18 protein-coding genes are annotated in these 21,165 nt (G+C 68.7%); 7 read left to right on the top strand and 11 right to left on the bottom strand.

What is annotated here, in order from left to right:
* Positions 1 to 115 precede the first annotated feature (115 nt).
* Positions 116 to 1,225, bottom strand: coding sequence for a DNA glycosylase AlkZ-like family protein (locus tag AC0662_RS02200; protein ID WP_478297941.1), 1,110 nt, complete (start codon positions 1,223 to 1,225; stop codon positions 116 to 118).
* A 122-nt stretch (positions 1,226 to 1,347) separates the two neighbouring features.
* Between AC0662_RS02200 and AC0662_RS02195 the strand changes: the two genes are divergently transcribed.
* Both AC0662_RS02195 and AC0662_RS02190 read left to right on the top strand, forming a co-directional pair.
* Complete coding sequence (locus tag AC0662_RS02195) at positions 1,348 to 2,172, top strand: hypothetical protein (RefSeq protein ID WP_478297939.1); 825 nt, start codon at positions 1,348 to 1,350, stop codon at positions 2,170 to 2,172.
* A 102-nt stretch (positions 2,173 to 2,274) separates the two neighbouring features.
* On the top strand, positions 2,275 to 2,529 hold the full coding sequence (locus AC0662_RS02190; protein ID WP_478297937.1) for a GlsB/YeaQ/YmgE family stress response membrane protein: 255 nt from the start codon (positions 2,275 to 2,277) through the stop codon (positions 2,527 to 2,529).
* Between the two features lie 62 nt (positions 2,530 to 2,591).
* Here the strand turns inward: AC0662_RS02190 and AC0662_RS02185 are convergent, their stop codons facing one another.
* The 5 genes from AC0662_RS02185 to AC0662_RS02165 all read right to left on the bottom strand — a co-directional run bounded on the left by AC0662_RS02185 (position 2,592) and on the right by AC0662_RS02165 (position 8,219).
* Complete coding sequence (locus AC0662_RS02185; protein WP_452196004.1) at positions 2,592 to 4,961, bottom strand: glycoside hydrolase family 65 protein; 2,370 nt, start codon at positions 4,959 to 4,961, stop codon at positions 2,592 to 2,594.
* Complete coding sequence (locus AC0662_RS02180) at positions 4,958 to 5,701, bottom strand: beta-phosphoglucomutase family hydrolase (RefSeq protein ID WP_478297935.1); 744 nt, start codon at positions 5,699 to 5,701, stop codon at positions 4,958 to 4,960. The genes AC0662_RS02185 and AC0662_RS02180 overlap by 4 nt, the downstream gene beginning before the upstream one ends.
* 9 nt (positions 5,702 to 5,710) lie before the next feature.
* The gene (locus tag AC0662_RS02175) at positions 5,711 to 6,685 is read right to left on the bottom strand and encodes an RNA polymerase subunit sigma-70 (RefSeq protein WP_478297933.1); all 975 of its coding nucleotides are present in this window, start codon (positions 6,683 to 6,685) and stop codon (positions 5,711 to 5,713) included.
* Positions 6,682 to 7,098, bottom strand: a complete 417-nt coding sequence (locus AC0662_RS02170; RefSeq protein ID WP_478297931.1) for a VOC family protein — start codon at positions 7,096 to 7,098, stop codon at positions 6,682 to 6,684. Before AC0662_RS02170 ends, AC0662_RS02175 begins: the two co-directional genes overlap by 4 nt.
* Positions 7,099 to 7,202: 104 nt before the next feature.
* Positions 7,203 to 8,219 (bottom strand): acetylxylan esterase, encoded by a 1,017-nt coding sequence (locus AC0662_RS02165; protein ID WP_478297929.1) that lies wholly within the window; start codon positions 8,217 to 8,219, stop codon positions 7,203 to 7,205.
* 84 nt (positions 8,220 to 8,303) lie between these two features.
* Between AC0662_RS02165 and AC0662_RS02160 the strand changes: the two genes are divergently transcribed.
* Both AC0662_RS02160 and AC0662_RS02155 read left to right on the top strand, forming a co-directional pair.
* Positions 8,304 to 9,776, top strand: a complete 1,473-nt coding sequence (locus AC0662_RS02160) for a sulfatase family protein (protein ID WP_478297927.1) — start codon at positions 8,304 to 8,306, stop codon at positions 9,774 to 9,776.
* Positions 9,777 to 9,815: 39 nt separating this feature from the next.
* Complete coding sequence (locus AC0662_RS02155; RefSeq protein ID WP_478297925.1) at positions 9,816 to 11,480, top strand: MOSC domain-containing protein; 1,665 nt, start codon at positions 9,816 to 9,818, stop codon at positions 11,478 to 11,480.
* A 2-nt stretch (positions 11,481 to 11,482) separates the two neighbouring features.
* Here the strand turns inward: AC0662_RS02155 and AC0662_RS02150 are convergent, their stop codons facing one another.
* Entirely contained in the window at positions 11,483 to 12,529 is a 1,047-nt protein-coding gene (locus AC0662_RS02150) for an enolase C-terminal domain-like protein (RefSeq protein WP_478297923.1), read from the bottom strand.
* Positions 12,526 to 13,548, bottom strand: a complete 1,023-nt coding sequence (locus tag AC0662_RS02145; RefSeq protein ID WP_478297921.1) for a DUF4037 domain-containing protein — start codon at positions 13,546 to 13,548, stop codon at positions 12,526 to 12,528. The genes AC0662_RS02150 and AC0662_RS02145 overlap by 4 nt, the downstream gene beginning before the upstream one ends.
* A gap of 66 nt (positions 13,549 to 13,614) precedes the next feature.
* Between AC0662_RS02145 and AC0662_RS02140 the strand changes: the two genes are divergently transcribed.
* The 3 genes from AC0662_RS02140 (at position 13,615) to AC0662_RS02130 (ending at position 17,926) form a co-directional block, all read left to right on the top strand.
* The gene (locus AC0662_RS02140) at positions 13,615 to 14,259 is read left to right on the top strand and encodes an HAD family hydrolase (RefSeq protein ID WP_478297919.1); all 645 of its coding nucleotides are present in this window, start codon (positions 13,615 to 13,617) and stop codon (positions 14,257 to 14,259) included.
* Between the two features lie 104 nt (positions 14,260 to 14,363).
* Entirely contained in the window at positions 14,364 to 15,128 is a 765-nt protein-coding gene (locus AC0662_RS02135) for a hypothetical protein (protein WP_478297917.1), read from the top strand.
* A gap of 77 nt (positions 15,129 to 15,205) precedes the next feature.
* Positions 15,206 to 17,926, top strand: a complete 2,721-nt coding sequence (locus AC0662_RS02130; protein WP_478297915.1) for an ATP-binding protein — start codon at positions 15,206 to 15,208, stop codon at positions 17,924 to 17,926.
* A 3-nt stretch (positions 17,927 to 17,929) separates the two neighbouring features.
* On the opposite strand, the gene AC0662_RS02125 is transcribed toward AC0662_RS02130, so the two are convergent.
* The 3 genes from AC0662_RS02125 to AC0662_RS02115 are packed head-to-tail and all read right to left on the bottom strand — an operon-like array spanning position 17,930 to position 21,164.
* The gene (locus AC0662_RS02125) at positions 17,930 to 19,369 is read right to left on the bottom strand and encodes a sulfatase family protein (protein WP_478297913.1); all 1,440 of its coding nucleotides are present in this window, start codon (positions 19,367 to 19,369) and stop codon (positions 17,930 to 17,932) included.
* Positions 19,366 to 20,274: a carbohydrate ABC transporter permease gene (locus AC0662_RS02120; RefSeq protein ID WP_478297911.1), complete on the bottom strand. Its 909-nt coding sequence runs from the start codon at positions 20,272 to 20,274 to the stop codon at positions 19,366 to 19,368. The genes AC0662_RS02125 and AC0662_RS02120 overlap by 4 nt, the downstream gene beginning before the upstream one ends.
* Positions 20,271 to 21,164, bottom strand: coding sequence for a carbohydrate ABC transporter permease (locus AC0662_RS02115; RefSeq protein WP_478297909.1), 894 nt, complete (start codon positions 21,162 to 21,164; stop codon positions 20,271 to 20,273). The genes AC0662_RS02120 and AC0662_RS02115 overlap by 4 nt, the downstream gene beginning before the upstream one ends.
* Between the last annotated feature and the right edge of the window lies 1 nt (position 21,165).

The following is a 21,165-nucleotide window of genomic DNA, read 5'->3' as shown; positions in this document are numbered from 1 at the left end:
CGAGCACCGACGCTGCCCGCCGTCCTCGGCGCCGTTCTGCTGCTGGCCGGCACCACCTGGGGCCAGTCGATCGAACGGTCCCACCGCGAATCCGGCGACCAACAGCGGTTGCTGGTCACGCAGGCTTGAGGACGAGCTCCAGGCGGAGCCAGCGTGCGAGGTCCCGGATCTCGCGGTGCACGGCGGCGGTCACGGTTTTCGAGAACGGTTCGTCTTCGTGGATGGCGTCGACGCGGAACATCCCGGCTTTGCGATCCGCTTGCGCGTCGAGCTTCCCGATCAGGCGGTCGTTGTGCAGGATCGGCAACGCGAAGTACCCCCAGCGGCGCTTCGCGACCGGCTTGTACATCTCCAGCTGGTAGTCGAACTCGAAGATCTCCGTCAGCCGTTTCCGGTCGTACACAAGGCGATCCAGCGGTGAGATGATCGCGGTCCGCCCGCTGAACGGTTGCCCGAGCAGCTCCGGGTCGACCCGCCACTCGCCACGGACGCCTTCCACGACGGCCCGCTCCCCCGCCTCGCCGGCGTCGAGCGGCTCCCCCGGGCACGCCGGTCCCTTGGCGCGCAGGATCCCCATCGACCGCAGTCGTTGCTGCTCCCGGATCCGGCCGGCCTCCTCGAGCGGTACGGCGGGCTCGTCCGGATAGATGCGGGACGCCAGATCCCAGAGCCTGTCCCGGCCCTCGCGTCCCGCGATCGCCACCTCGCCGCGCTGCAGCATGAACTCGAGCATCTGCGACACGTTCCGGTTGTTCGTCCAGCCGGACGACTTCCAGGGCACCACGCAGCTGTCGGGAAGCTCGCGCATCACCAGCGGACCGTCCTGCCGCAGGCGTTCGAGAAGGTCGAGGCGGCAACCTTCGTTCGCCTGCACCCAGTTGCGTCGGTACTCCTGCCAGTCGAGCAGCTCACCGTCCGGGTGGGCCCACGCCGCCATCTCGGCCCGGAACAGGGCGAGCGTCTCGGGCAGCCGGACGAATCCACGCAACTCCAACAACTGTTGGGTCGCCAACGCATCGGCGAGTTCCTCGGGGTCGTACGACGATCCGAGCCGGCTCCAGGCCACCAGATCCGCGTTCGGCGCGACGTACGCCGTCTGGTCGTACTGCACGACGTTGAGCCCGCCGACCACGTCGAACAGGTCCGCGGGGCGCTCGCTGGTCAGGAGCTGGGCCCGCACTGCCAGCCGCCTGGCGTCCCGCTTCGACAGCTGATGGATCGTCACGGGCTGAGGCTAAGGCATGGCGCAGACAGTCACAGACAGTATGGTGAAAGAAGGACCGAGTAGGTGGGGACCTGGTACTCGGACTCAGGGGGGTCATCGTGAGGGGACGTTGGCGGGCACTTATGCCCAGTGCAGTGGGGTTGGCGTTGGTGGCGGTCGCGGCGTGTTCGACCGCGGAAGGTTCGGGCGGTACGACGACGGTGTCGCCGAATCCATCGATTCTCGGACCGCGGACGCAGGCGCCGGTGAAGGCGGTCGCGGACTGCGCGCACTCCGACGTACACCTCCCGGCGGTATCGGATACGGACGGTGTCGAATTGACCGTCAGCACCGACGCGAGCCGTACGTCGCTGCTCGTCAAGAACACCGGGAACCTGACGGTCGTCGTGATCCCGGACGCGAACTTCGACAGCCGGCTGGCGCCCTCGCCGTACGCGAATCCGACCGACGAGGCGTCGCACGGTGCGCTGGCCGCGGTGAACGGGGCCGAGGCCGGCTCGATGCCCCAGATCCCGTCCTTCGTTCCGGCCGGCCAGGTGATCAAGGTGCCACCCGAGTGGTCGATCTGTTCGCTCACCGACAATCCTCGGGAGGTCGCGAGCATCCGCTACCTGCAGGACCGCACGTCGAGCGCGGAGTACATCCTGACGAAGGGCCTCGCCGAACAGTTGCTGGTCAAGCAGACCCCGGCGCGCACGGGGCCGACCCTCGACCGGTGCGCGAAGGACACCTCGAACGTGATCAAGATCCACCCGGAGATGTCGGACATCGAGCTGTACGCCGAGATTCTCGGCCCCCGGTCGTCCTGCCGAGCGGCGTACAAGGGGTTGCTGAGCGCGGACGGACAGGCCGCCGACCAGTTGGCCACCACGGTCCTGAACCGGCTGGCGAGCGGTCCTCAGCTCGCGCCGAACAGCGACCTGCTCACCACTACAGCCGCGGGCTGACCAGGGTCGGCTCCGGGTCCGGTCAGGGAGAACTCCACTGCCGCCGGCCCCCGCGCCGACGGAGACTGGAGTCGTACCGTTCGACACCTCGGAGGACTCAGCATGATCGGCTTCATCATCGCCGGACTCATCATCGGGGCACTGGCGCGACTGTTCACGCCCGGCAAGCAGAAGCTCGGTCTGCTCGCCACACTGCTGCTCGGCCTGGCCGGCTCGGTGATCGGCGGCACCATCGCGAGCATCCTCGGCACCGGCGGGATCTTCGAGCTGAACATCCTCGGGTTCATCGTCGCCGTGATCTCGTCGGTGTTGCTGGTCGGCACCGCCGAGTCGCTGTCCGCCCGCAGCAAGAACTGAACGCGGAGCTGAGCGCCCAGCGAACAGCTGGGCGCTCAGTCGTTTGACCGGAAGCGCCGGTGCTACAGCTCGTCGTTGACCGCCATCGCCGGCCGCGGCTCGCGGCCCGGCGGTTGCGGCGGCCGGGGCAGGAGCGGCCGGCGCTTCTCCAGTGTCCGGATCACCGGCTGCGTCGCGGTCACCGTGATCTCCTCGCCGGCGTGCCGCAAGGTGAGCGAGGCATCCGGCCCGTCGTGCACGGTGTACTTCGCCGACAACGGGTCGATCTCCACCTTCAACCGCACGCCACGCCACCGGACCGTGAAACTCAACCCGGACAGGCCCATCGGCAACGCCGGATCAAACGACAGGATGCCGTCCTGGTCGCGCAACCCGCCGAAGCCGGCCACCAGCGCGCTCCACGCCCCACCCAGTGACGCCATGTGCAGGCCGTCGCCGGTGTTGTGGTGCAGGTTCCGCATGTCGATCAGCGCGGCCTCGTACGCGTAGTCGTAGGCCAGGTCGAGATGACCGACCTCTGCGGCCATGACCGCTTGCACGCACGCGGACAACGACGAGTCCCGCACGGTGAGCCGCTCGTAGTAGTCGAAGTTCCGCGCCTTCTCCTCGGGCGTGAACGCGTCGCCGCACCAGTACGTCGCGAGCATCAGGTCGGCCTGCTTCACCACCTGCGTGCGATACAGCTGGAAGTACGGCGCGTGCAGGAGCAGCGGGTACCTGTCCTTGTAGCCGTCGAAGTCCCAGACGGCGTACCCGGTGAAGCCTTCGGACTGCGGGTGAACGCCGAGATCCTCGTCGTACGGCAGGTACACCGCGGCCGACGCGTCCCGCCAGGTCGCTTCTTCCTCGCTGTCGACGCCCAGCTCGCGCGCCTTGGGTGCCAGCTTCGCCGCGACCTCCGCCGCGAAGCGCAGGTTGCGCGCGGCCATCAGGTTGGTGAAAACGTTGTCGTCGGCAACGGCGCTGTACTCGTCCGGGCCGGTCACGCCGGGCAGGTGCCAGCGGCCGTCGCGGTCGTGGTGCCCGAGCGACATCCACAACCGGGCCGTCTCGACGAGCAGCTCGAGGCCGACCTCCTCGAGGAAGTCGTCGTCACCGGAGGCCCGGTAGTACCGCATGACCGCCTCGGCGATGTCGGCGTTGATGTGGAACGCCGCCGTCCCCGCGGGCCAGTAGCCGGAGCATTCCTGGCCACGGATCGTCCGCCACGGGAACGCCGCGCCGCGGAAACCGAGCTCCTCGGCGCGTTGCTTCGCCAGCTTGAGCGTCGAGTGCCGCCAGCGCAGCGCGTCGGCGGCTGCCTCGGGCAACGTGTAGGTCAGCACCGGTAGGACGAAACCCTCGGTGTCCCAGAACGTGTGCCCGTCGTACCCGGCACCGGTCAGACCCTTCGACGGGATCGCTCGGCGCTCGGCGCGTGCTCCTGCCTGCAGGACGTGGAAGAGCGCGAACCGGGCCGCCTGCTGCAGCTCCGGATGCCCTTCGACCTCGATGTCGGCGCCGTCCCAGAAGTCGTCCAGGAAGTCGACCTGCTGCTTGGCCAGGCCGTCCCAGCCGGAGAACCGCGCACTGGCCAGTGCGGCAGCCACTTGGTCCCGGATAGCGGTTTCGGATCGCAGACTCGACCAGCCGTACGCGAGGTACTTCACCACGCGCAGGCTCTCGCCCGGCTGCAGCTGACAGATCACCGTGGTGCGGGCCCAGTCCTCACGGACGTCCTGGTCCATCGCGTACCGCACGGTCGTATCGACCTCGTGCGCCATCGCCGCCGCCATCAGCTGCTGGCTGCGGGTGGTGCGGTGGATCAGGACCGTGCCGTGCTCACCACCGTCGTGGCTGACCGGCTTCAACGGGTTGTCCAGTACGGCGGCCACGCGCGGATCGTCGGACAGCTTCGGCTGGGTTTCGTTCGCGACCAGTTCGGACTGGATGACGAACCGGGCCGGCTGGTCGACCGGCTCCACGACGTACTCGATCGCGGCGACCGCGCGCTGGGTCAGCGACACCAGCCGGCGGCTGCGGACCCGGATCCGCTTGCCACCTGGTGACGTCCAGTCGACGTCGCGTTCGAGGACGCCGGTGCGGAAGTCGAGGGAACGTTCGTGCTTCGTCAGGTACCCGTAGCGGATGTCGAACGGCGAGTCGTCGACGAGCAGCCGGATCAGCTTGCCGTTGGTGACGTCGACGAGTGTCTGGCCGGACTCCGGGTAGCCGTACCCGGCTTCGGCGTACGGGAGGGGGCGCTGCTCGTAGAAGGAGTTCAGGTAGGTGCCGGGGATCGCGAACGGCTCGCCCTCGTCGAGGTTGCCGCGCAGGCCGATGTGGCCGTTGGACAACGCGAACAGCGACTCCGACTGCGCGAGCTTGTCCATCGCGAGCCGGGTCTCCCGCAGCCGCCAGGGCTCGATCGGGTGATGGCCTCGGTCGATCATTCGCCCTCCAGCAGCTCGGCGAGATCGCGGACCACGACGTCGGCGCCGTGCGCCTTCAGTTCGGCCGCCTGGCCGACGCGATCGACTCCGATCACGCGCCCGAAGTTGCCGGAGCGGCCGGCGGCCACGCCGGCTAAAGCGTCCTCGAACACGGCCGCCTCGGACGGGTCGACACCGAACTCCTTGGCTGCGGCAAGGAACGTGTCGGGCGCCGGTTTGCCCTTCAGCCCGTCGGTCCGGATCGTGACGCCGTCAACGATCTCCTCGACGTACTGCGCGAGCCCGGTGACGTCCAGTACCTCGCGGGTGTTCGCGCTCGACGACACCACCGCGCGGCGCAGTCCGGCCCGTTCGGCGGCCTCGAGGTACTTCCGGGATCCTTCGAAGACGTGCACGCCCTCGGTCCGGATCCGGCGTTGCACGGCGACGTTCTTCCGGTTGCCCAGGCCGTTCACGGTCATCGCGGTCGGCGGGTCGTCAGGGGTCCCGTCGGGCAGCGTGATGCCGCGCGCGGTCAGGAAGTCCCGGACGCCGTTGGCTCGCGGTTTGCCGTCGACATAGGCGTCGTACTCCGCTCTGGCATCGAACGGCTGGAAGGGTATCTCGTGCTGCGTCGCATACTCCCGGAGGAACTCGTCGAACATCTCTTTCCACGCGGCCGCGTGCACGGCAGCGGTGTCGGTAAGGACACCGTCCAGGTCGAAGAGACAGGCCCGGATTTCTGCAGGTAGTCCCAGCATGACCCCAGACTAGGACCTCAACCGGTCGGGCAGACCGAAGGCCGGGAATCGGGAGTATCCGAAGGTCATGATCTCGACGATCTTCCGCTCCCGGACCCACAGCACATCGAGCTTGAACGCCCGCCACACCGTGTCTCCCGGCTTCAGCAGATAAGACGCTGCCGCAGGCAACCGATTCGCCGAAGTCGGCACCAGTCGCCACTCGCCGTCCCGCTCGGGGCCGAGGCCACGCTCGAAGAGCGGCAGACACGCCGGGAGGCCCGCGAACGACATCCGGTCGGGCGGCATCGAGATGCGCAGGTCCTCGGCAGCGATGGCGATCGCTGCAGCCGTGTCGCATCGCTCGTGCGCGTCGATGAACCGCGCCAGCACCTCACGCTCCTCCGGCGTCGGTTGCGGTGCGGTCCACTCCGACCGCCGCGCCGGCAGCCGCTGCTGCATCGTCGCCCGCGCTCGCTGCAGTGCACTGTTCGCCGCGGCCACGCTGGTGTCCAACAGTCCGGCGGTGTCCGCGGCCGACCAGCCCAACACGTCGCGGGCGATCAGGGCGGCGCGCTGGCGGGCGGGCAGCTCCTGCAGCGCGATCAGGAACGTGAGCTCGATCGTCTCCCGGTCCACCACGACCGCGTCGGGCTGGTCGGTCGGCGGGGCGATCTCGTCGAGCAGGCGATCCGGATACGGCTGCAGCCAGACCATGTCTCCCGGCGATCCCGAGGACGCAGCGCGCCGGGCATGTCGCCGGGTGACGTCGAGGCAGACGTTGGTCGCGATGCGGTAGAGCCAGGCCCGGAAGTACGTGCGCCCGTCGTACTGATCGCGGCTGCGCCAGGCCCTGAGCAACGTCTCCTGCACCGCGTCCTCCGCGTCGTCGAAGGACGCCAGCATCCGGTAGCAGTGCACGTGGAGCTCCCGGCGGTGCTGTCCGGCGAGGTCGGCGAACGCGGTCTCGTCCCCCGCGAACGCCGCCTCTTCCAGGGTCGTCACGGCGCGACCTTCCCCACCTCCTGGACGGTCCAGCCGTTGCCGTCCGGATCCTCGAAGGCGAGGAACGTCTCGTAGTCGGCGCGCTTCGGCGACAGGCCGGGCTGCTTGCCCTCGGCGGTGAAGTGGAACGGCTCGCTGACCTCGACACCGCGCGCGAGTAGCTCGGTACGCGCGGCGGCGATGTCGTTCACCACCAGGTGGATGCCCTGGTAGCTGCCCGGCGGCGCCGCGGTCAGACCGGTGCCGATCGTGATCGAGCAGGCCGATCCGGGTGGTGTCAGCTGCACCACCCGGAACGAGTCACCGGCCCGATGGTCGACGTCCTCGGCGAAACCGAGCTGCTCGGTGTAGAACTTCTTGGCCCGATCGACGTCCGATACCGGCACGATCACGAGCTCGAGCTTCCAGTCCATCTGCGCCTCCGCGGTCCAGGTCGGCCACTCTGGCCGACGATTGATGACCGTGTAACGACGCCGGGACCGAAAACTCATCGGTCCATCGATGACTGTTTCTGCGACTACTTCGCCGAACCCGTCCGGGAAGCCTCGAAGATCCCCGCGAACCAGTCGAGCTGGGCGATCTGCTGGTAGGTCTGCCCACCCTCGTGGGTGTTGTAGTGGTAGACCTCGATGTCCTTCGGCTCGCTCCCCGTGGCGCCGTAGTGATTGTACGCCGCGAACACCGTGGACGGCGGGCAGATCGGGTCCATCAGCGCGACCGAGAACAGCGTGGGCGCGGTCGCCAGCTTGCCCAGGTTGACGCCGTCGAAGTAGCTCAGCGTCCGCAACGCCGCGTCCACGTCCTGCCGGAACCCCTTCAGGTACCGCGCGATCTCGCCGTACGGGTCCTTGTCGGTGATCTGCAGCGCGCGCTCGAAGTGGCACAGGAACGGTACGTCGGGAGCGCAGCCGAGCAGGTCGATCCCGGCCAGCGGCGCGAGGCCGGCCGCGGCGATCGAGATGCCGCCGCCCTGACTGCCACCGGTCACGATGATCCGGTCCGGGTCCACGAACGGTGACGTCCGCGCGGCCTCGATCGCCCGGACGGCGTCGATGTACACGCGGCGGTAGTAGTAAGTCTCCGGGTCGGTGATACCGGCCGTCATGAAGCCCGGCGTGTGGTTCAGACCGGCGTACGGCGTGTCGTCCGGCGTGCCGGCCGGGCCGCCGGAGCTGTAGCCCTGACCGCGGGTGTCCATCACGAAGTGCGCGTAGCCCGCCTGCGCCCACAGCGTGGTCGCGTGCGCGAACCCGCGACCACCGGAGTACCCGTGGTACTGGACGACGGTCGGCAGCGGACCGGTCGCGCCGGCCGGGACGTGCAGCCAGCCCTTCACGGGCGAGCCGCCGAAGCCGGCGTACGTGACGTCGTAGGTGTCGATCACCGCGAGCTTGTTGTCGATCTCGGTGAACGTGGCGGAGAGGTCGTCGGTGCGCGCCTTCTCGATCGAGCGGCGCCAGAAGTCGACGAAGTCGGCGGGAGCGGCCACCTCGGGCCGGTACTCGCGGAGCTTGTCGAGGGAAAGGTCGAACATGGCCATGAGCGCAGAACTTACCGCTACCGACCACAGTCTGGTAAGCGGTGTCCATATCTGGCCGCTGGTGGCTAGTGTGACGTGATGCCCCCCTCCACACCAGGCCCGAACATCGTCTTCGTCATGTCCGACGACCACGCCGCGCACGCGATCTCGGCGTACGGGAGCAAGGTCAACAGCACGCCGCACCTGGACCGGATCGCGCAGGACGGTGTCCGGATGGACGCGACGTACTGCACGAACTCGATCTGCTCGCCGTCGCGGGCGTCGATCCTGACCGGCACCTACAGTCACGTGAACGGTGTCGCGTCGATCTACACCGAGATCGACTACCGGGTGCCGACGTTCGCGGAGGTGCTGAAGGACGCCGGCTACCAGACCGCACTGTTCGGCAAGTGGCACCTCGGCGAGCGTCCGGAGTCCGCGCCGCGACACTTCGACGACTGGCGGGTCTTCCCCGGGCAGGGTGACTACGTCGACCCGCTGATGATCGGACCGGACGGCGCGGAGACCGTTCCTGGCTACGCCACGGACATCGTCACCGACCAGAGCATCGACTGGCTCCGCGAGCGGGACACGGAGCGGCCGTTCCTGCTGTTCGTGCATCACAAGGCACCGCACCGACCGTGGGTGCCGGACGAGAAGCACAAGCACCTCTACCCGGTCGGTTCGATCCCCGAGCCGAGCACGCTGCTCGACGACTACGCCACCAGGAGTCAGGCGGTCCGCGGCGTCCGGATGTCCGTCGCGGACGACCTGGGGACGGTTGAGGAGCTCGGCGAGGAGCTGCCGGACGAGCTGCGTGGACCGGAGAACCGCGATGCGCGGATGCGGTGGAACTACCAGCGCTATCTGCGTGACTACCTGCAGTGTGTGCAGTCGATCGACGACAACGTGGGTCGACTGCTCGACGTACTGGATGAGGAAGGGCTCAGCGAGAACACCGTGGTCGTCTACACGTCCGACCAGGGCTTCTTCCTCGGCGACCATGGGTGGTACGACAAGCGGCTGATGTTCGACCAGTCGTTGCAGATGCCGATGATGATTCGCTGGCCGTCGGTGATCCCGGCCGGGACCACCTGCGATGACATCGTGACCAACGTGGACTTCGCGGCGACGTTCCTGGACATGACCGGGAGGGACGCCGCGTCCGTGCTGCCCACCTCGCAGGGCCGGAGCTTCCTGCCACTGCTGCGCGGGGAGGAGGTCGCCGACTGGCCGACCGCGATGTACTACCGGTACTGGGAGCACGACGACCCGAACCACCACGTGCCGGCGCATTACGGCGTACGGACGCGGGACCACAAGCTCATCCACTACTACGGCGCCGGACTGGGCGTGCCAGGTTCGTCGGAGCAGCTCTTCGAGTCGGAGTGGGAGCTGTACGACCTGCAGAAGGACCCGGACGAGCTGAACAACGTCGCGGACGACCCGGCGTACGCCGAGACTCGCGCAACGCTGACGACCCAGCTGGCCCAGCTGCAGGAGCAGTACGCCGACACGCCGTACACCGGCCCCGGGACGCAGCACCCGGAATGGCCCTGGTCTGCCGAGTAGACCTGGACGAGAAGCGGGTCGCGGTTGGAGAGTTGTGCGATGAGCACACCAACTGTGCTGTCGGTGAATGTCGGTCTGCCGAAGGATGTCGAGTGGAACGGGAAGACCGTCTACACCGGCGTCTGGAAGCAGTCGGTGGACGGACCGGTGATGGTCCGGCGGCTGAACCTGGACGGCGACGGTCAGGGCGACACAGCCGGCCACGGTGGCGAGCAGCGTGCGGTGATGGTGTACCAGATCGACTCGTACCGCTACTGGGAGCAGCACTTCGGACGGGACGACTTCGTCTACGGGCAGTTCGGCGAGAACCTGACAATCGACGGACTGCCCGATGACGAGGTCTGCATCGGGGACCGCTACCGGATCGGCGGCGCGGAGCTGGAGGTCACCCAACCGCGCGTCACCTGCTACCGGGTCGGCCTGCGGATGGGAGAACCGGAGCTGCCCGCACTGCTCGTCAGCCGGCACCGACCGGGGTTCTACTGCCGGGTGATCACCGAGGGCGAGATCTCGGCTGGCGACCAGATCGTCAAGACAGCCACCGGTCCGGGTGCGTTGAGTGTGGCGGACACCGATGCGCTGTTGTACCTGCCGGATCGGGATCTGGAGAAGCTACGGGTCGCCGTACAGATTCCGGCGATGAGTCCGGGGTGGGTGGGGTCGTTCCAGGAACTGTTGGACGACGCTGCGAAGCCGAAGCCTGCGTGGGAGGGCTTCCGGCGGCTGCGGGTGACAGAGGTCGTTCCGGAGAGTGCCGACGTGTACTCCGTCCGGCTGGCGGCCGAGGACGGCGGTGAGCTGCCGAAGGCTCGGGCGGGGCAGTATCTGACGTTCCGGCTGCCGGAGGCCGGTCAGCCGGTGCCTGTGCGTAGCTACTCGCTGTCCACCTCACCGGACTACCGCATCAGCGTGAAGCACGAGCCGCATGGAGTCGGGAGCGGCTACATGACGACGCAGCTGCAGACCGGAAGCCTGTTGGAGGTGGCGGCGCCGCGTGGGGACTTTGTCCTCGAGGACGGCACCAACCCGGTGCTGCTGTTGTCGGCCGGCATCGGTGTGACGCCGGTTCTCGCGATGCTGCATGTATTGGCGGCGGAACGCAGTACTCGGGAGGTCTGGTGGGTTTACGCCACTCGGAGTCCTGCTGAGCATCCGCTGGCTTCTGAGGCACGTGAGCTGCTCGCACAGCTTCCGAATGCACAGGAGCGCATCTACTACAGCTCAGTGGACGGACGGCTCACGAAGGACCGACTTACCGAGCTGGCGTTGCCCGCAGCTGCGACGGCGTACATCTGCGGGCCGGAGTCGTTCATGGCGGACATGCAGGCAGGGCTGACCGCTCTCGGGGTGACGCGGATCCACACCGAACTGTTCGGTGCGTTGGCGTCGCTCAACCCCGGAGTCGTTGGTCAAACCAGCGGTCCGCCGCACCAGCCGACCGGTGCGCCTGGCACCGGACCGCTGGTGACGTTCGCACGCAGTGGGATCGCCACACCCATGCGCGACGGCAGCCTGCTCGAGCTCGCCGAGGCGTGCGACGTCCCGACTCGCTGGAGCTGCCGCACCGGGGTCTGCCACAACTGCATCACCCCACTGCTCTCCGGTGAGGTGTCCTACTCCCCCACCCCGCTGGAACCCCCACCCAGCGACCAAGTCCTCCTCTGCTGCTCACGACCCACCGGCGACCTCGTCCTCGACATGTGACCTCAGGGCAGGTCGAGGCCGAAACCCGGGCGGTCCGGGAGTACGACGTAACCGTCGTCGAGCGTGTAGTCGCCCGTGCCGACGGTGTGGCCGGGGACGCCTTCGATGATGGGGACGTTGCCGAGGCCGGCCGCCAGGTGCGCGGCGTACAAGGTCTTCAGGGGCAGGCCCCAGGCGTGCGGTGACGCCTCGGACTTCAGCTCCGGCATCGTGCGGCGCCAGGCGGTGAGGCCGTGGCCGGTGACATCCATCAGGGCGATGTCGACGAGGCCTTCGGCGGCCAGGCCGAGCACGTGCTCCTCGTCGGGGTCGTACTCGCCGTCCGCGACCTTCGGCCGGGTCGGCAGGGTCCGCAGATGGTCGTGCAGAGCCTGCAGGTCCGGCCGGCGCTCCTGGAACGGCTCCTCGATCCAGTAGAGGTCGCAGTCCGCGACGGCGTCGAGGTACTCGAACAGGCCGTTCACGGTGAAGCCGTCGTTGCCGTCGACAAGGATTCCTGCGTCGGGGTACAGCTCGCGGGCCAGCCTGGTCACCTCGATGTCGCGCTGCAGACCGGCGGCCGGGTCCATCCAGCGGTGACCGCGCCCGATCTTCAGCTTGAAGTCGCGGAAGCCGAACGCGTGGTCCTGCGCCAGGTTCGCCCGAATCGCTTCCACACCGCCGTCGAGGTCGTCGAAGTAGATGCCGCCGCTGTAGCAGCGGACCCGTGGCGAACCGGCGGCGCCGAGCATCGCGTACACCGGCACGTCCAGGATCCGCGCCGCCAGATCGTGCAGCGGGTAGTCGAGGAACATCGCCGCCGGGTCGACGACACCCCGGTCCGGGTCGATCAGGTCGGCCAGCCGCCGGCCCACGAGCGGCCCGGGATCCCCGTCGGACAAGGGCAATCCCCAGCCGGTCGCGCCGCGGTCGGTCTCGACCACGTACACCGTGGTCGTCCCGCCGTTGCCGTGCGAGCCGAGGAACGCGTTCCGCCCGATCGTCCGCAAGTACTCGTACCGGATCTCCGTCGTGGTGACGGAGCTGATGACATGGTTCGACAGCGTCACTGATAGACCCCAAGCAGTCGTCGGAAAGCGGGTGTGTGACTCAGTACGTCGGTGTTGTCCACGAACTGGTCGATCGCGCCGACCAGCCCGAAACCCTTCAGCTGTGGATCGGTCACGGTCGCCAGACAGGCCTCCGCGAACCGCCCGGACTGCAGCACCAGCGCCGGCCGATCGAAGTACGGACGCGCGGACGGCTCCACCTCGGCAGTGATCCCCAGTGCGTTGTGCCGGTCCGCCATCAGCTCGTACGCCGACACCAGCGCCTTCTCGCGCTCCCCGAAGTCACCGGCGCCGACCGCATCGCTCAGCGCCTGGTCCAGACCGTCCGGATGCCCCAACCGCGCGAACGCAGTACCCAGCCACTTCGTGTACGGCGCGTAGGTCCGCGACTGCAGGAGGGCGAGCCGCATCATGTCTCGCACCAGACGGGCGGTGACGACCTGCGACCCCAGCTCGTCGCCCACCTCATGCGTGCGTTGGACGAACGCCTCCTCCTGCGCGATCCGCGTCCACTGACAGGCCAGCGTCCATCGCCAGATCTCGTCCGGGTACCACGCCAGTGCTTCACGCACCGGTGCGAGTCGCCCGTCGTCGGCGTACACCCGTCCGGTCACCACGCCGAGGATCTGCTGCTGCGGCGTCACCAACCAGTCCGTAGTACCGATCCCCTGGGACGCGTCGAACCCGAGCTGTCCGTGCAGCCAGTCGCTAAGCGTTGAGACCGTCACGTGGTGCTCGACGTCCTGCCCCGCCCAGCCGAACCGGACCGGTAGGCCGTTGTACTCGTCCGGCAGCGCCGACTCCATCCGCGCGCGGACCGGCTCCACGTCGTCCGCGTCGACCAGCACCACGATCCGCGGTCCCCACCCGTGGTCCGTCGACCGCGCCGTGTCGTACCCGAGCACGTCCGAGCCCCACCCCAGAAGACCAGCCGCATGACTGGTTTTGCCGAGCGTTGGCGCGATCACTTCGGTGTAGAACCCGGCCACCAGCTCCTGCGCACCCACGAACTCCGGCATGCGTTTCATCCTCTCATCCATCGGTCGAGCCCGCCGGGAGTTTCAGCACGCCTCTAGAGTGACCGGGTGACTTCGCATGTGGTGTGGGACTGGAACGGGACGCTGCTGAACGACAACCACGCGGTGCTCGCGGCAGTCAACGAGGTGTGCGCCGGGTTCGGTCGCGCGGACCTGAGCTGGGGCGAGTGGCAGGCGGCGTACGCACGGCCGATGCGGGTCTCGTACGAGCAGATCCTCGAACGCACCCTCAACGAAGCGGAGTGGGCGCAGGTCGACAAGCTCTACCACGATCGGTACGACGCGATTCTGCACACCTGTGAGCTCGCCACCGGAGCCCACGACGTACTCCGGGCCTGCACCGACAGTGGCCGGACCCAATCGCTGCTGTCCATGTGGTTCCACTCCCGATTGACTCCGACGGTCGAGCAGTACGGCCTCACGCCGTACTTCACCCGGGTCGACGGCCTGCCGGGCGAGGTCGGTGGTGGGTCGAAGGCCGACAGCCTGGTCCGGCACCTTGAGGCGCAGCAGCTCGACCCCGCGAACGTCGTACTGATCGGTGACGTTGTCGACGACGCTCAGGCCGCACAGGCGGCTGGAGCGCGGTGTGTGCTCGTCTCGACCGGTGCGATGACTGTCGCGGCTCTGGAGACCACAGGCGCGCCGGTAACCGCGTCGATCGCGGAGGCGCTGCGACTGCTCGACGCGTGACCCCGTGGGCCCAGTGTGCGGGCCCGTGTTTCTCCCTGGTGTGAACCACCCGCCCGCGGCGGGACGGTGGTCTCACACGGCAGAACGGTCCAGGGAGGCACCCGATGAAGCAGTACTACGGCCCAGTGGTGGTCTTGCTCGAAGACGACGGCCACGACACGTTGGAGTGGGCCGCCGCCGAGGCAGCCACCCGTGGCGCCGAGCTGCGCATCGTGTACGCGTTCCGCTGGCAGCACCTGCTCGACGCGGCGGGCAACTTGGCTGTGGACCTGCGGATCCGTGAGGCCGCCGAAGCGGTCGTCAGCTCCGCCATCGAGCACGTGCAGCGGATCTTCCCGAGTCTCCGGATGTCCTCCACGGTCTTCCCCGGCCGTCAGCTCGACGCGTTGCTGAACGAGGCGAAGGAGTCGACCGGCGCACTGATCGTCGTCGGCCACGGCCGGCGGTTCGAACGGACGCTGGCCCGGCGCCTGGCCCGCCGTACGACGGCCTCGCTCGCCGTCGTCGGTCTGACCTCGGACCGCGCGGCCGGACCGTCGCTCGGGCGGGTGGTCGTGGCGGTCGACGGCAACGGCCGGTCGGACGCTCTCGGTTTCGCGTTCGGTGCGGCGCGCCGGCGGGGCACTGGTCTGACCATCTTGCAGACCGGCGACGGCGAGGACCCGGTGGCCGCGTGGCAGACGGCGTACCCGGAGGTCGACGTACGGCGCAGCTCGGTCAGCGGAACCGTGGCGAGTGCCGTGCTGGCGGAATCCGCCGCGGCGGCTCTGACCGTGTTGACCGCCGACCGCGGCTGGCTGCAGCACGCCGGCGACGACTCCGCGGCGACCGTACTGCGCCTCGCCCGCGGACCTGTCGTACTGGTCTGACCAGTGACCGAAGGCTGGGAGTAACTGGTCTGACCAGTAGCCCGGGTGCGGCGCCGTCTAGGCTGACCCGGGTGGGGATGGCAGATCGAGAGCTCCGCGGCCGCCGGCGGGAGACCGAAGTACTGAACGGCTTGATCGGCGAGGCGCGGACCGGCACCAGCCGGGTGCTCTTGCTCCGGGGCGAGGCCGGGGTCGGCAAGTCGGCGTTGCTCGACACCCTGGTCACCGGCGCCGACGGCCTCCGGGTCGCGCGGACAGTCGGCATCGAGTCGGAGATGGAGCTCGCGTACGCCGGTCTCCACCAGCTCTGCCAGCCGTTCCTCGACCACCTCGACCGGCTGCCACCGCCACAACAAGGCGCACTCGGTACGGCGTTCGGGCTGGTCAGCGGACCGGCACCGGACAAGTTCCTGATCGGCCTCGCCGTCCTGAACCTGCTCGCCGACGCGGCCGGCGACCAGCCGGTGCTGTGCGTGATCGACGACGCGCAGTGGCTGGACCTGATGTCGGCCCGCATCCTCGCGTTCGTCGCCCGGCGGCTCGCGGCCGAGTCCGTGGTGATGGTGCTCGCGGTCCGGGACGGCATCGACCACGAGTTCACTGGTCTGACCGAGCTGGAGATCCACGGTCTCGACGACGCCGACGCGCGTGCCCTGCTGGAGTCGGTGCTGCCCGGGCCGATCGATCCGCGGGTCCGCGACCGGATCGTCGCCGAGACCCGCGGCAATCCGCTCGCGCTGCTGGAGCTCCCCCGCGCCTGGACCGCCGCCGAGCTCGCCGACGGCCTCACCGCGGGGACGCTGGTCAGCCGGATCGAGGACGGGTTCGTACGGCGTCTCGAAGTACTGCAGGAAGACACGCGGCTGCTTCTGCTCACCGCTGCCGCCGAGCCGCTCGGTGATCCGACGCTGCTGTGGCGCGCGGCCGAGCAGCTCGGTCTGGGGGCGGACCCTGCAGCCGGCGCAATCGAGTCGGGGCTGATCACCTTCGGCCAGCACATCCGGTTCCGGCACCCGCTGGTGCGATCGGCGGCGTACCGGATGGCGACGCCGCAGCAGCGCCACGCCGTGCACCACGCGCTCGCCGAGGTGACCGATCCGGAAGCCGATCCCGATCGCCGGGCGTGGCACCGCGCGCAGGCGACCACGACACCGGACGAGGACGTCGCAACAGAGCTCGAGCGATCAGCCGCCAGGGCGCGCGCCCGCGGTGGGTTCTACGCGGCCGCGACCTTCCTGGAACGGTCGGCCGCGCTGACGATCGATCCCGCTCGCCGGGCCGACCGGGTACTGGCCGCCGCGGCCGCGAAGCGCAGCGCGGGTGCTCTCGACGCAGCGCTCGACCTGCTCGGCGGTGCGGCCGCCGGTCCGCCGAATCCCGTCCGCGAGGCCGAGATCACCCGGCTGCGCGGCGAGATCGCCTTCGACCGAGGACACGCAGCCGAAGCCGCCGCAACCCTGCTCGACGCAGCTCAGCAGCTGGAGCCGCACGACCACGAGGAGGCCCGGCTGACCCACCTCGAGGCGATGTCGGCGGCGATCTGGGCCAGCGGTCCCGAGACGGCCGGCATCCTCGGTACGGCGGCCGCCGCCGCACCCGCCCCGGCGCCGTCGGACCCACCGGGCGACCTGTTGCTGCAGGCACTCACCCTCCGCTTCACCCGCGGGTACGCCGCCGCCGCGCCGCACCTGGTGAAGGCGCTCGGCGAAGCGCAACAGAACGCCGAGAAGGCCGAGGATGTCCGCGGCTGGCTGTGGCTGGCCGGCAACCGCGCGAGCGGGATCGTCGCGATCGACGTCTGGGACTTCGACGCCGCTCTCGAACTGGCCGCCCGTCAGGAACAGGTCGCGCGCGACTCCGGCGCGCTGGTACAGCTCCAGTTCGCGCTGAACTTCCGCGCCAACGTCGTGTCGATGACCGGCGACCTGACGGCAGCCGCGGCGTACGTCGACGAGGAGCGCCGGATCGCGGCCGCGACCGGGAACCGGCTGCTCGGCATCGGTTGGATGCAACTCGCGGCCCTGCGCGGCAACGACGCCGAGGCCACGGCGGCGATCGACACGATGATCCGCGAAGCGCGGGCGCAGAGCCAGGGCCGGATGATCGCGATCGCGACGTACACGAGCGCCGTGCTGAACAACGGGCTCGGCCGGTACGAGGCCGCGCGGGACGCGGCGTTGCAGGTATTCGAGCAGGACGTCGTCGCGTACGGCGTCCTCGTGATCGGCGAGCTGGCCGAGGCGGCTTCGCGGACCGGCGACACGTTGCTCGTCGAGACCGCGCTGGCCTGGCTGAACGAGCGCGTTGCCGCCGTACCGACCGACTGGGGACGTGGGATGGAGGCCCGCGCTCGGGCGCTGCTGACCAACGACGAGGACGCGTACCGCGCGTCGATCGAGCACCTGAGCCGGACCGGTCTGCGGATCGAGCTCGCCCGTTCCGAGCTCCTGTACGGCGAGTGGCTGCGCCGGGAGGGCCGTCGTCAGGACGCGCGCGAACATCTCCGGACCGCGCACGACCAGCTCGCCGCGATGGGCGCCGAAGGTTTCGCCGAGCGCGCCCGCCACGAACTGCTGGCCACGGGCGAGACCGTTCGCAAGCGCACACCCGAGACCACCAACGACCTGACCGCCCAGGAGGCCCAGATCGCCGGGCTGGCCCGCGACGGCCTGACCAACCCGGAGATCGCCGCGCAGCTGTTCATCAGCCCGCGAACCGTCGAGTGGCACCTGCGCAAGACCTTCGCCAAACTCGGCATCACCTCGCGCCGCCAGCTCCGGACCGCGTTACCCCGCTGACGCCTAGAAGTGATCCAGCCGGGGCTGGCTGCGGTCCTCGGTCGCGACCAGTACGTCGAGCAGCATCTCCTGCAACCACAGGCGCTCAGTCGCGTGACCCGCATCGCCCCAGAGGTTGTCCAGCTCCAGCGGATCCGCGGCCAGGTCGTACAGCTCCCCGCTGCGCTCGCGATCCGTCGCCGGCAGACCGTGGTACACCACCATCTTCCACTGCCCGGTACGCAGCATCGTCGTGTGGACGGCGGGATCGTAGGGGTGCCCACTGTTCCGGTACTCGCACAGCGCCCAGCCGCGCCCGGTCGCGCCGTCCTTCCCACGAGCCAACGGCAACAGACTCTGGCCCTGACCCCGCGGCAGCGCCGGCGCTCCGGCCGCCTCCAGGAATGTCGGCGCCAGATCGATCCACTGCACCAGTTCGGTACGGCGCTCCCCCGCCGGCAGCTGTCCCGGCCAGCGCACGACGAGCGGCACCCGGACCGCGCAGTCGTACATCATCGGCCCCTTCAGCATCAGCTGATGGTCGCCGAGCATCTCCCCGTGGTCGCTGGTGAACACCACGATCGTGTTGTCCGCCAGGCCTTCCGCTTCGAGTGCGGCGAGGATCCGCCCGACCTCGTCGTCGACCAGCGTGACCATCGCCCAGTACGCCGCCTTGACGTCCTGCAACTCGTCCTCGCTGTAGGACAGGTAGCCGCGCGCGTGCCCGCCGTACGACTCCTTGGAGGCCTCGGTGAGGATCGCCGGCTTGTTCTCCAGCTCACCGTCGCGGGTCACCGGGCGCGGCAGGTTCTCGGCTTGGTACCGCTCGAGGTACTCCTTCGGCGCACCGAAGCCGTGGTGCGGGTCGAAGAAGTTGGCGACGAAGCAGAACGGCTTGTCCTTGTCCCGCGAGTCGCGCAGGTAGTCGATCGTCTCGTTCCCGATCCACCGGCTGTAGTGCGCCTCGGTCGGCACGTTGTCGAACCCGGGACCGCCGGGTTCGACAGCCTCCGCGTACAGATCGGGGTACGCCGTCTTGAGCCACCGGTGGTACTGGTTCTCCGACGAGCCCGGGTACGGGTCGTGCGCCCAGCGGAACACCCGGAACCCGTCGTCGTGCCGCGGCTCGAGCCGGCCGCCCTTGCATGCGGACAGGTGCAACTTGCCGACCAGGCCGCAGTCGTACCCCTCGTCGGCCAGGGTCTTGGTGAAGAACTGCTCGTGGTCGGGCAGCTGCACGCCGTTCGCCCAGAGACCGTGCGCGTGCGGGTACCGCGAGGTCATCAGCGAGGCCCGCGACGGCGAGCAGACGGGGTTCTGTACGTAGCAGTTCTCGAACAGGACGCCGTCGCGGGCGAGCCGGTCCAGGTTCGGGGTCTGCACGTGCTCGTTGCCATAAGCACCGAGCGTGTCGTAGCGCTGCTGGTCGGTGCAGATCAGAAGGATGTTCGGGCGTTCACTCATGACTTGACGGCTCCTGCGATTCCCTCGACGAAGTAGCGTTGCAGTACGACGAACAGTGCGACCACCGGCAGCAGCGAGATCGACGCGGCCGCGGCCATCCCGGACCAGTCTGTCGAGTTCTCCCCGACGAACGCCAGCATGCCGACGCTCAGCGTCCGGAGATCCGGCCGCGCGAAGCTGAACACCAGCGGCAGGAAGAACGCGTTCCAGGTGCCCAGGAACGTGAGCAGCGTGACGGTCGCGGTGACCGGGTTGGCCAGCGGCAGCATGATCCGGCCGAAGATGCTGAGGAACCCGGCCCCGTCGATCACTGCCGACTCCTCGAGCTCCTTCGGCAGCTGCCGGAAGTAGCCGAGGTACAGCAGCACCGATGCGACATGCGCCCCGCCGGACAGGGCCAGCACCATGCCGGTCAGCGAGTTCAGCAGCCCGAGCCGCTGCGAGATCTCGACCACCGGGATGATCGTGTACCCGGTCGGCAAGAACAGCGTGGCGATCAGGATCCCCATCACGATCTTCCGCCCGAAGAACTGGTGCCGGGCCAGGACGTAGCCGGCCATCGCACACCGCAGTACGACGAGTACGACTGTCGTGACCGTGACGACGACGGTGTTGAACAGGTACTGGCCGAAGCCGGCGTCGCTCCATGCGCGCCCGTAGTTCCCCCATTGGGCGTGCTTCGGGAGCAGCGACAGACCGGACGTGAAGACCTCGAGCGGATCCTTCAGCGACGCGCCGATCATCCACAGGAACGGGTAGATCCAGAGCAGCCCGCCGATCCCGATCACGGCTGCCGCGAACCACCACGGCAGCCGGCGCAGCACCCGCGCCGTACTCCATCGGTTCGTCCGCACGGCCCTGGCTCGCGCTGCCCGCGAGCGACTGCGTTCCGCGACGGTACTCATACCGCGCTCCTTGTCTTCCGGGCCGCGCGGATCCCGAGCAGCTGGAGTGCGCCGAGCGCCCCGACGAACAGACCGAAGATCACGGCGGCCGCCGACGCGAAGCCCAGCTCGGGAACCGTGGCCGCGAACGCCCAGCGGTAGATGTAGATCTCCACCACCTCGGTGGCATAGAACGGGCCGCCGTTGGTCATCGTGAGCATCAGGTCGAAGACCTTCAACGTACTCTCCAGGGTCAGCAGCGTGATGATCACCGCGAACGGCTTCAGCAGCGGCAGCGTCACGTGCCGGAGCAGACCCCACGGCCCGGCACCGTCGATCGCCGCAGCCTCGTACACCTCGTCCGGCATCGTCTGCAGGGCCGCCAGCCAGTAGATCAGCGTGACGCCGAACCACTTCCAGATGTACACCCCGACCACGGTCCACAGCGCGGTCTTCGGGTCGCCGAGGAAGTTGATGCCATCCGCAACGACACCGAGTTTGCGCAGTACGACGTTGACCGGGCCGGACGCCGGGTCGAAGACGAACTGCATGACCACGCCGACAATCGCCGTCGTGGTCACCACCGGGAGGAAGAACGCGGTCCGGAACAGTGTCCGCATCGGGAGCTTCGGCGAATTCAGGACCAGCGCCAGTAGTAACGTGAACAGCACCTTCACCGGCACCACGGCGACCATGAACAGCACGGTGATCTTGAACGAGTTCCAGAACAGCGGATCGGCGAGGACCGCCCGATAGTTCGCCAGCCCGACCCAGGTCTTGGCCGAGTCGAACCCGTTCCACTCGACGAACGAGTACCAGTAGCTCGCCAGCACCGGGTAGACGGTGTAGGCGCCGTACAGGATGACGGTCGGGGTCAGGAACAGCCAGATCCAGAGCCTGTTGCGTGCCATC

The organism is Kribbella sp. NPDC043289 (assembly GCF_056436705.1).
The sequence above is the reverse complement of the archived record's forward strand: the minus strand, read 5'-3'. Positions and strand labels throughout refer to the sequence as shown.

What these genes read in the sequence shown, in the direction of transcription:
- AC0662_RS02195 (WP_478297939.1), top strand. Translation starts at nt 1,348, where the DNA reads ATGCCCAGTGCAGTGGGGTTGGCGTTGGTGGCGGTCGCGGCGTGTTCG.
- AC0662_RS02190 (WP_478297937.1), top strand. Translation starts at nt 2,275, where the DNA reads ATGATCGGCTTCATCATCGCCGGACTCATCATCGGGGCACTGGCGCGA.
- AC0662_RS02185 (WP_452196004.1), bottom strand. Translation starts at nt 4,961, where the DNA reads ATGATCGACCGAGGCCATCACCCGATCGAGCCCTGGCGGCTGCGGGAG.
- AC0662_RS02180 (WP_478297935.1), bottom strand. Translation starts at nt 5,701, where the DNA reads ATGCTGGGACTACCTGCAGAAATCCGGGCCTGTCTCTTCGACCTGGAC.
- AC0662_RS02170 (WP_478297931.1), bottom strand. Translation starts at nt 7,098, where the DNA reads ATGGACTGGAAGCTCGAGCTCGTGATCGTGCCGGTATCGGACGTCGAT.
- AC0662_RS02165 (WP_478297929.1), bottom strand. Translation starts at nt 8,219, where the DNA reads ATGTTCGACCTTTCCCTCGACAAGCTCCGCGAGTACCGGCCCGAGGTG.
- AC0662_RS02160 (WP_478297927.1), top strand. Translation starts at nt 8,304, where the DNA reads ATGCCCCCCTCCACACCAGGCCCGAACATCGTCTTCGTCATGTCCGAC.
- AC0662_RS02155 (WP_478297925.1), top strand. Translation starts at nt 9,816, where the DNA reads ATGAGCACACCAACTGTGCTGTCGGTGAATGTCGGTCTGCCGAAGGAT.
- AC0662_RS02145 (WP_478297921.1), bottom strand. Translation starts at nt 13,548, where the DNA reads ATGCCGGAGTTCGTGGGTGCGCAGGAGCTGGTGGCCGGGTTCTACACC.
- AC0662_RS02135 (WP_478297917.1), top strand. Translation starts at nt 14,364, where the DNA reads ATGAAGCAGTACTACGGCCCAGTGGTGGTCTTGCTCGAAGACGACGGC.
- AC0662_RS02130 (WP_478297915.1), top strand. Translation starts at nt 15,206, where the DNA reads ATGGCAGATCGAGAGCTCCGCGGCCGCCGGCGGGAGACCGAAGTACTG.
- AC0662_RS02125 (WP_478297913.1), bottom strand. Translation starts at nt 19,369, where the DNA reads ATGAGTGAACGCCCGAACATCCTTCTGATCTGCACCGACCAGCAGCGC.
- AC0662_RS02120 (WP_478297911.1), bottom strand. Translation starts at nt 20,274, where the DNA reads ATGAGTACCGTCGCGGAACGCAGTCGCTCGCGGGCAGCGCGAGCCAGG.
- AC0662_RS02115 (WP_478297909.1), bottom strand. Translation starts at nt 21,164, where the DNA reads ATGGCACGCAACAGGCTCTGGATCTGGCTGTTCCTGACCCCGACCGTC.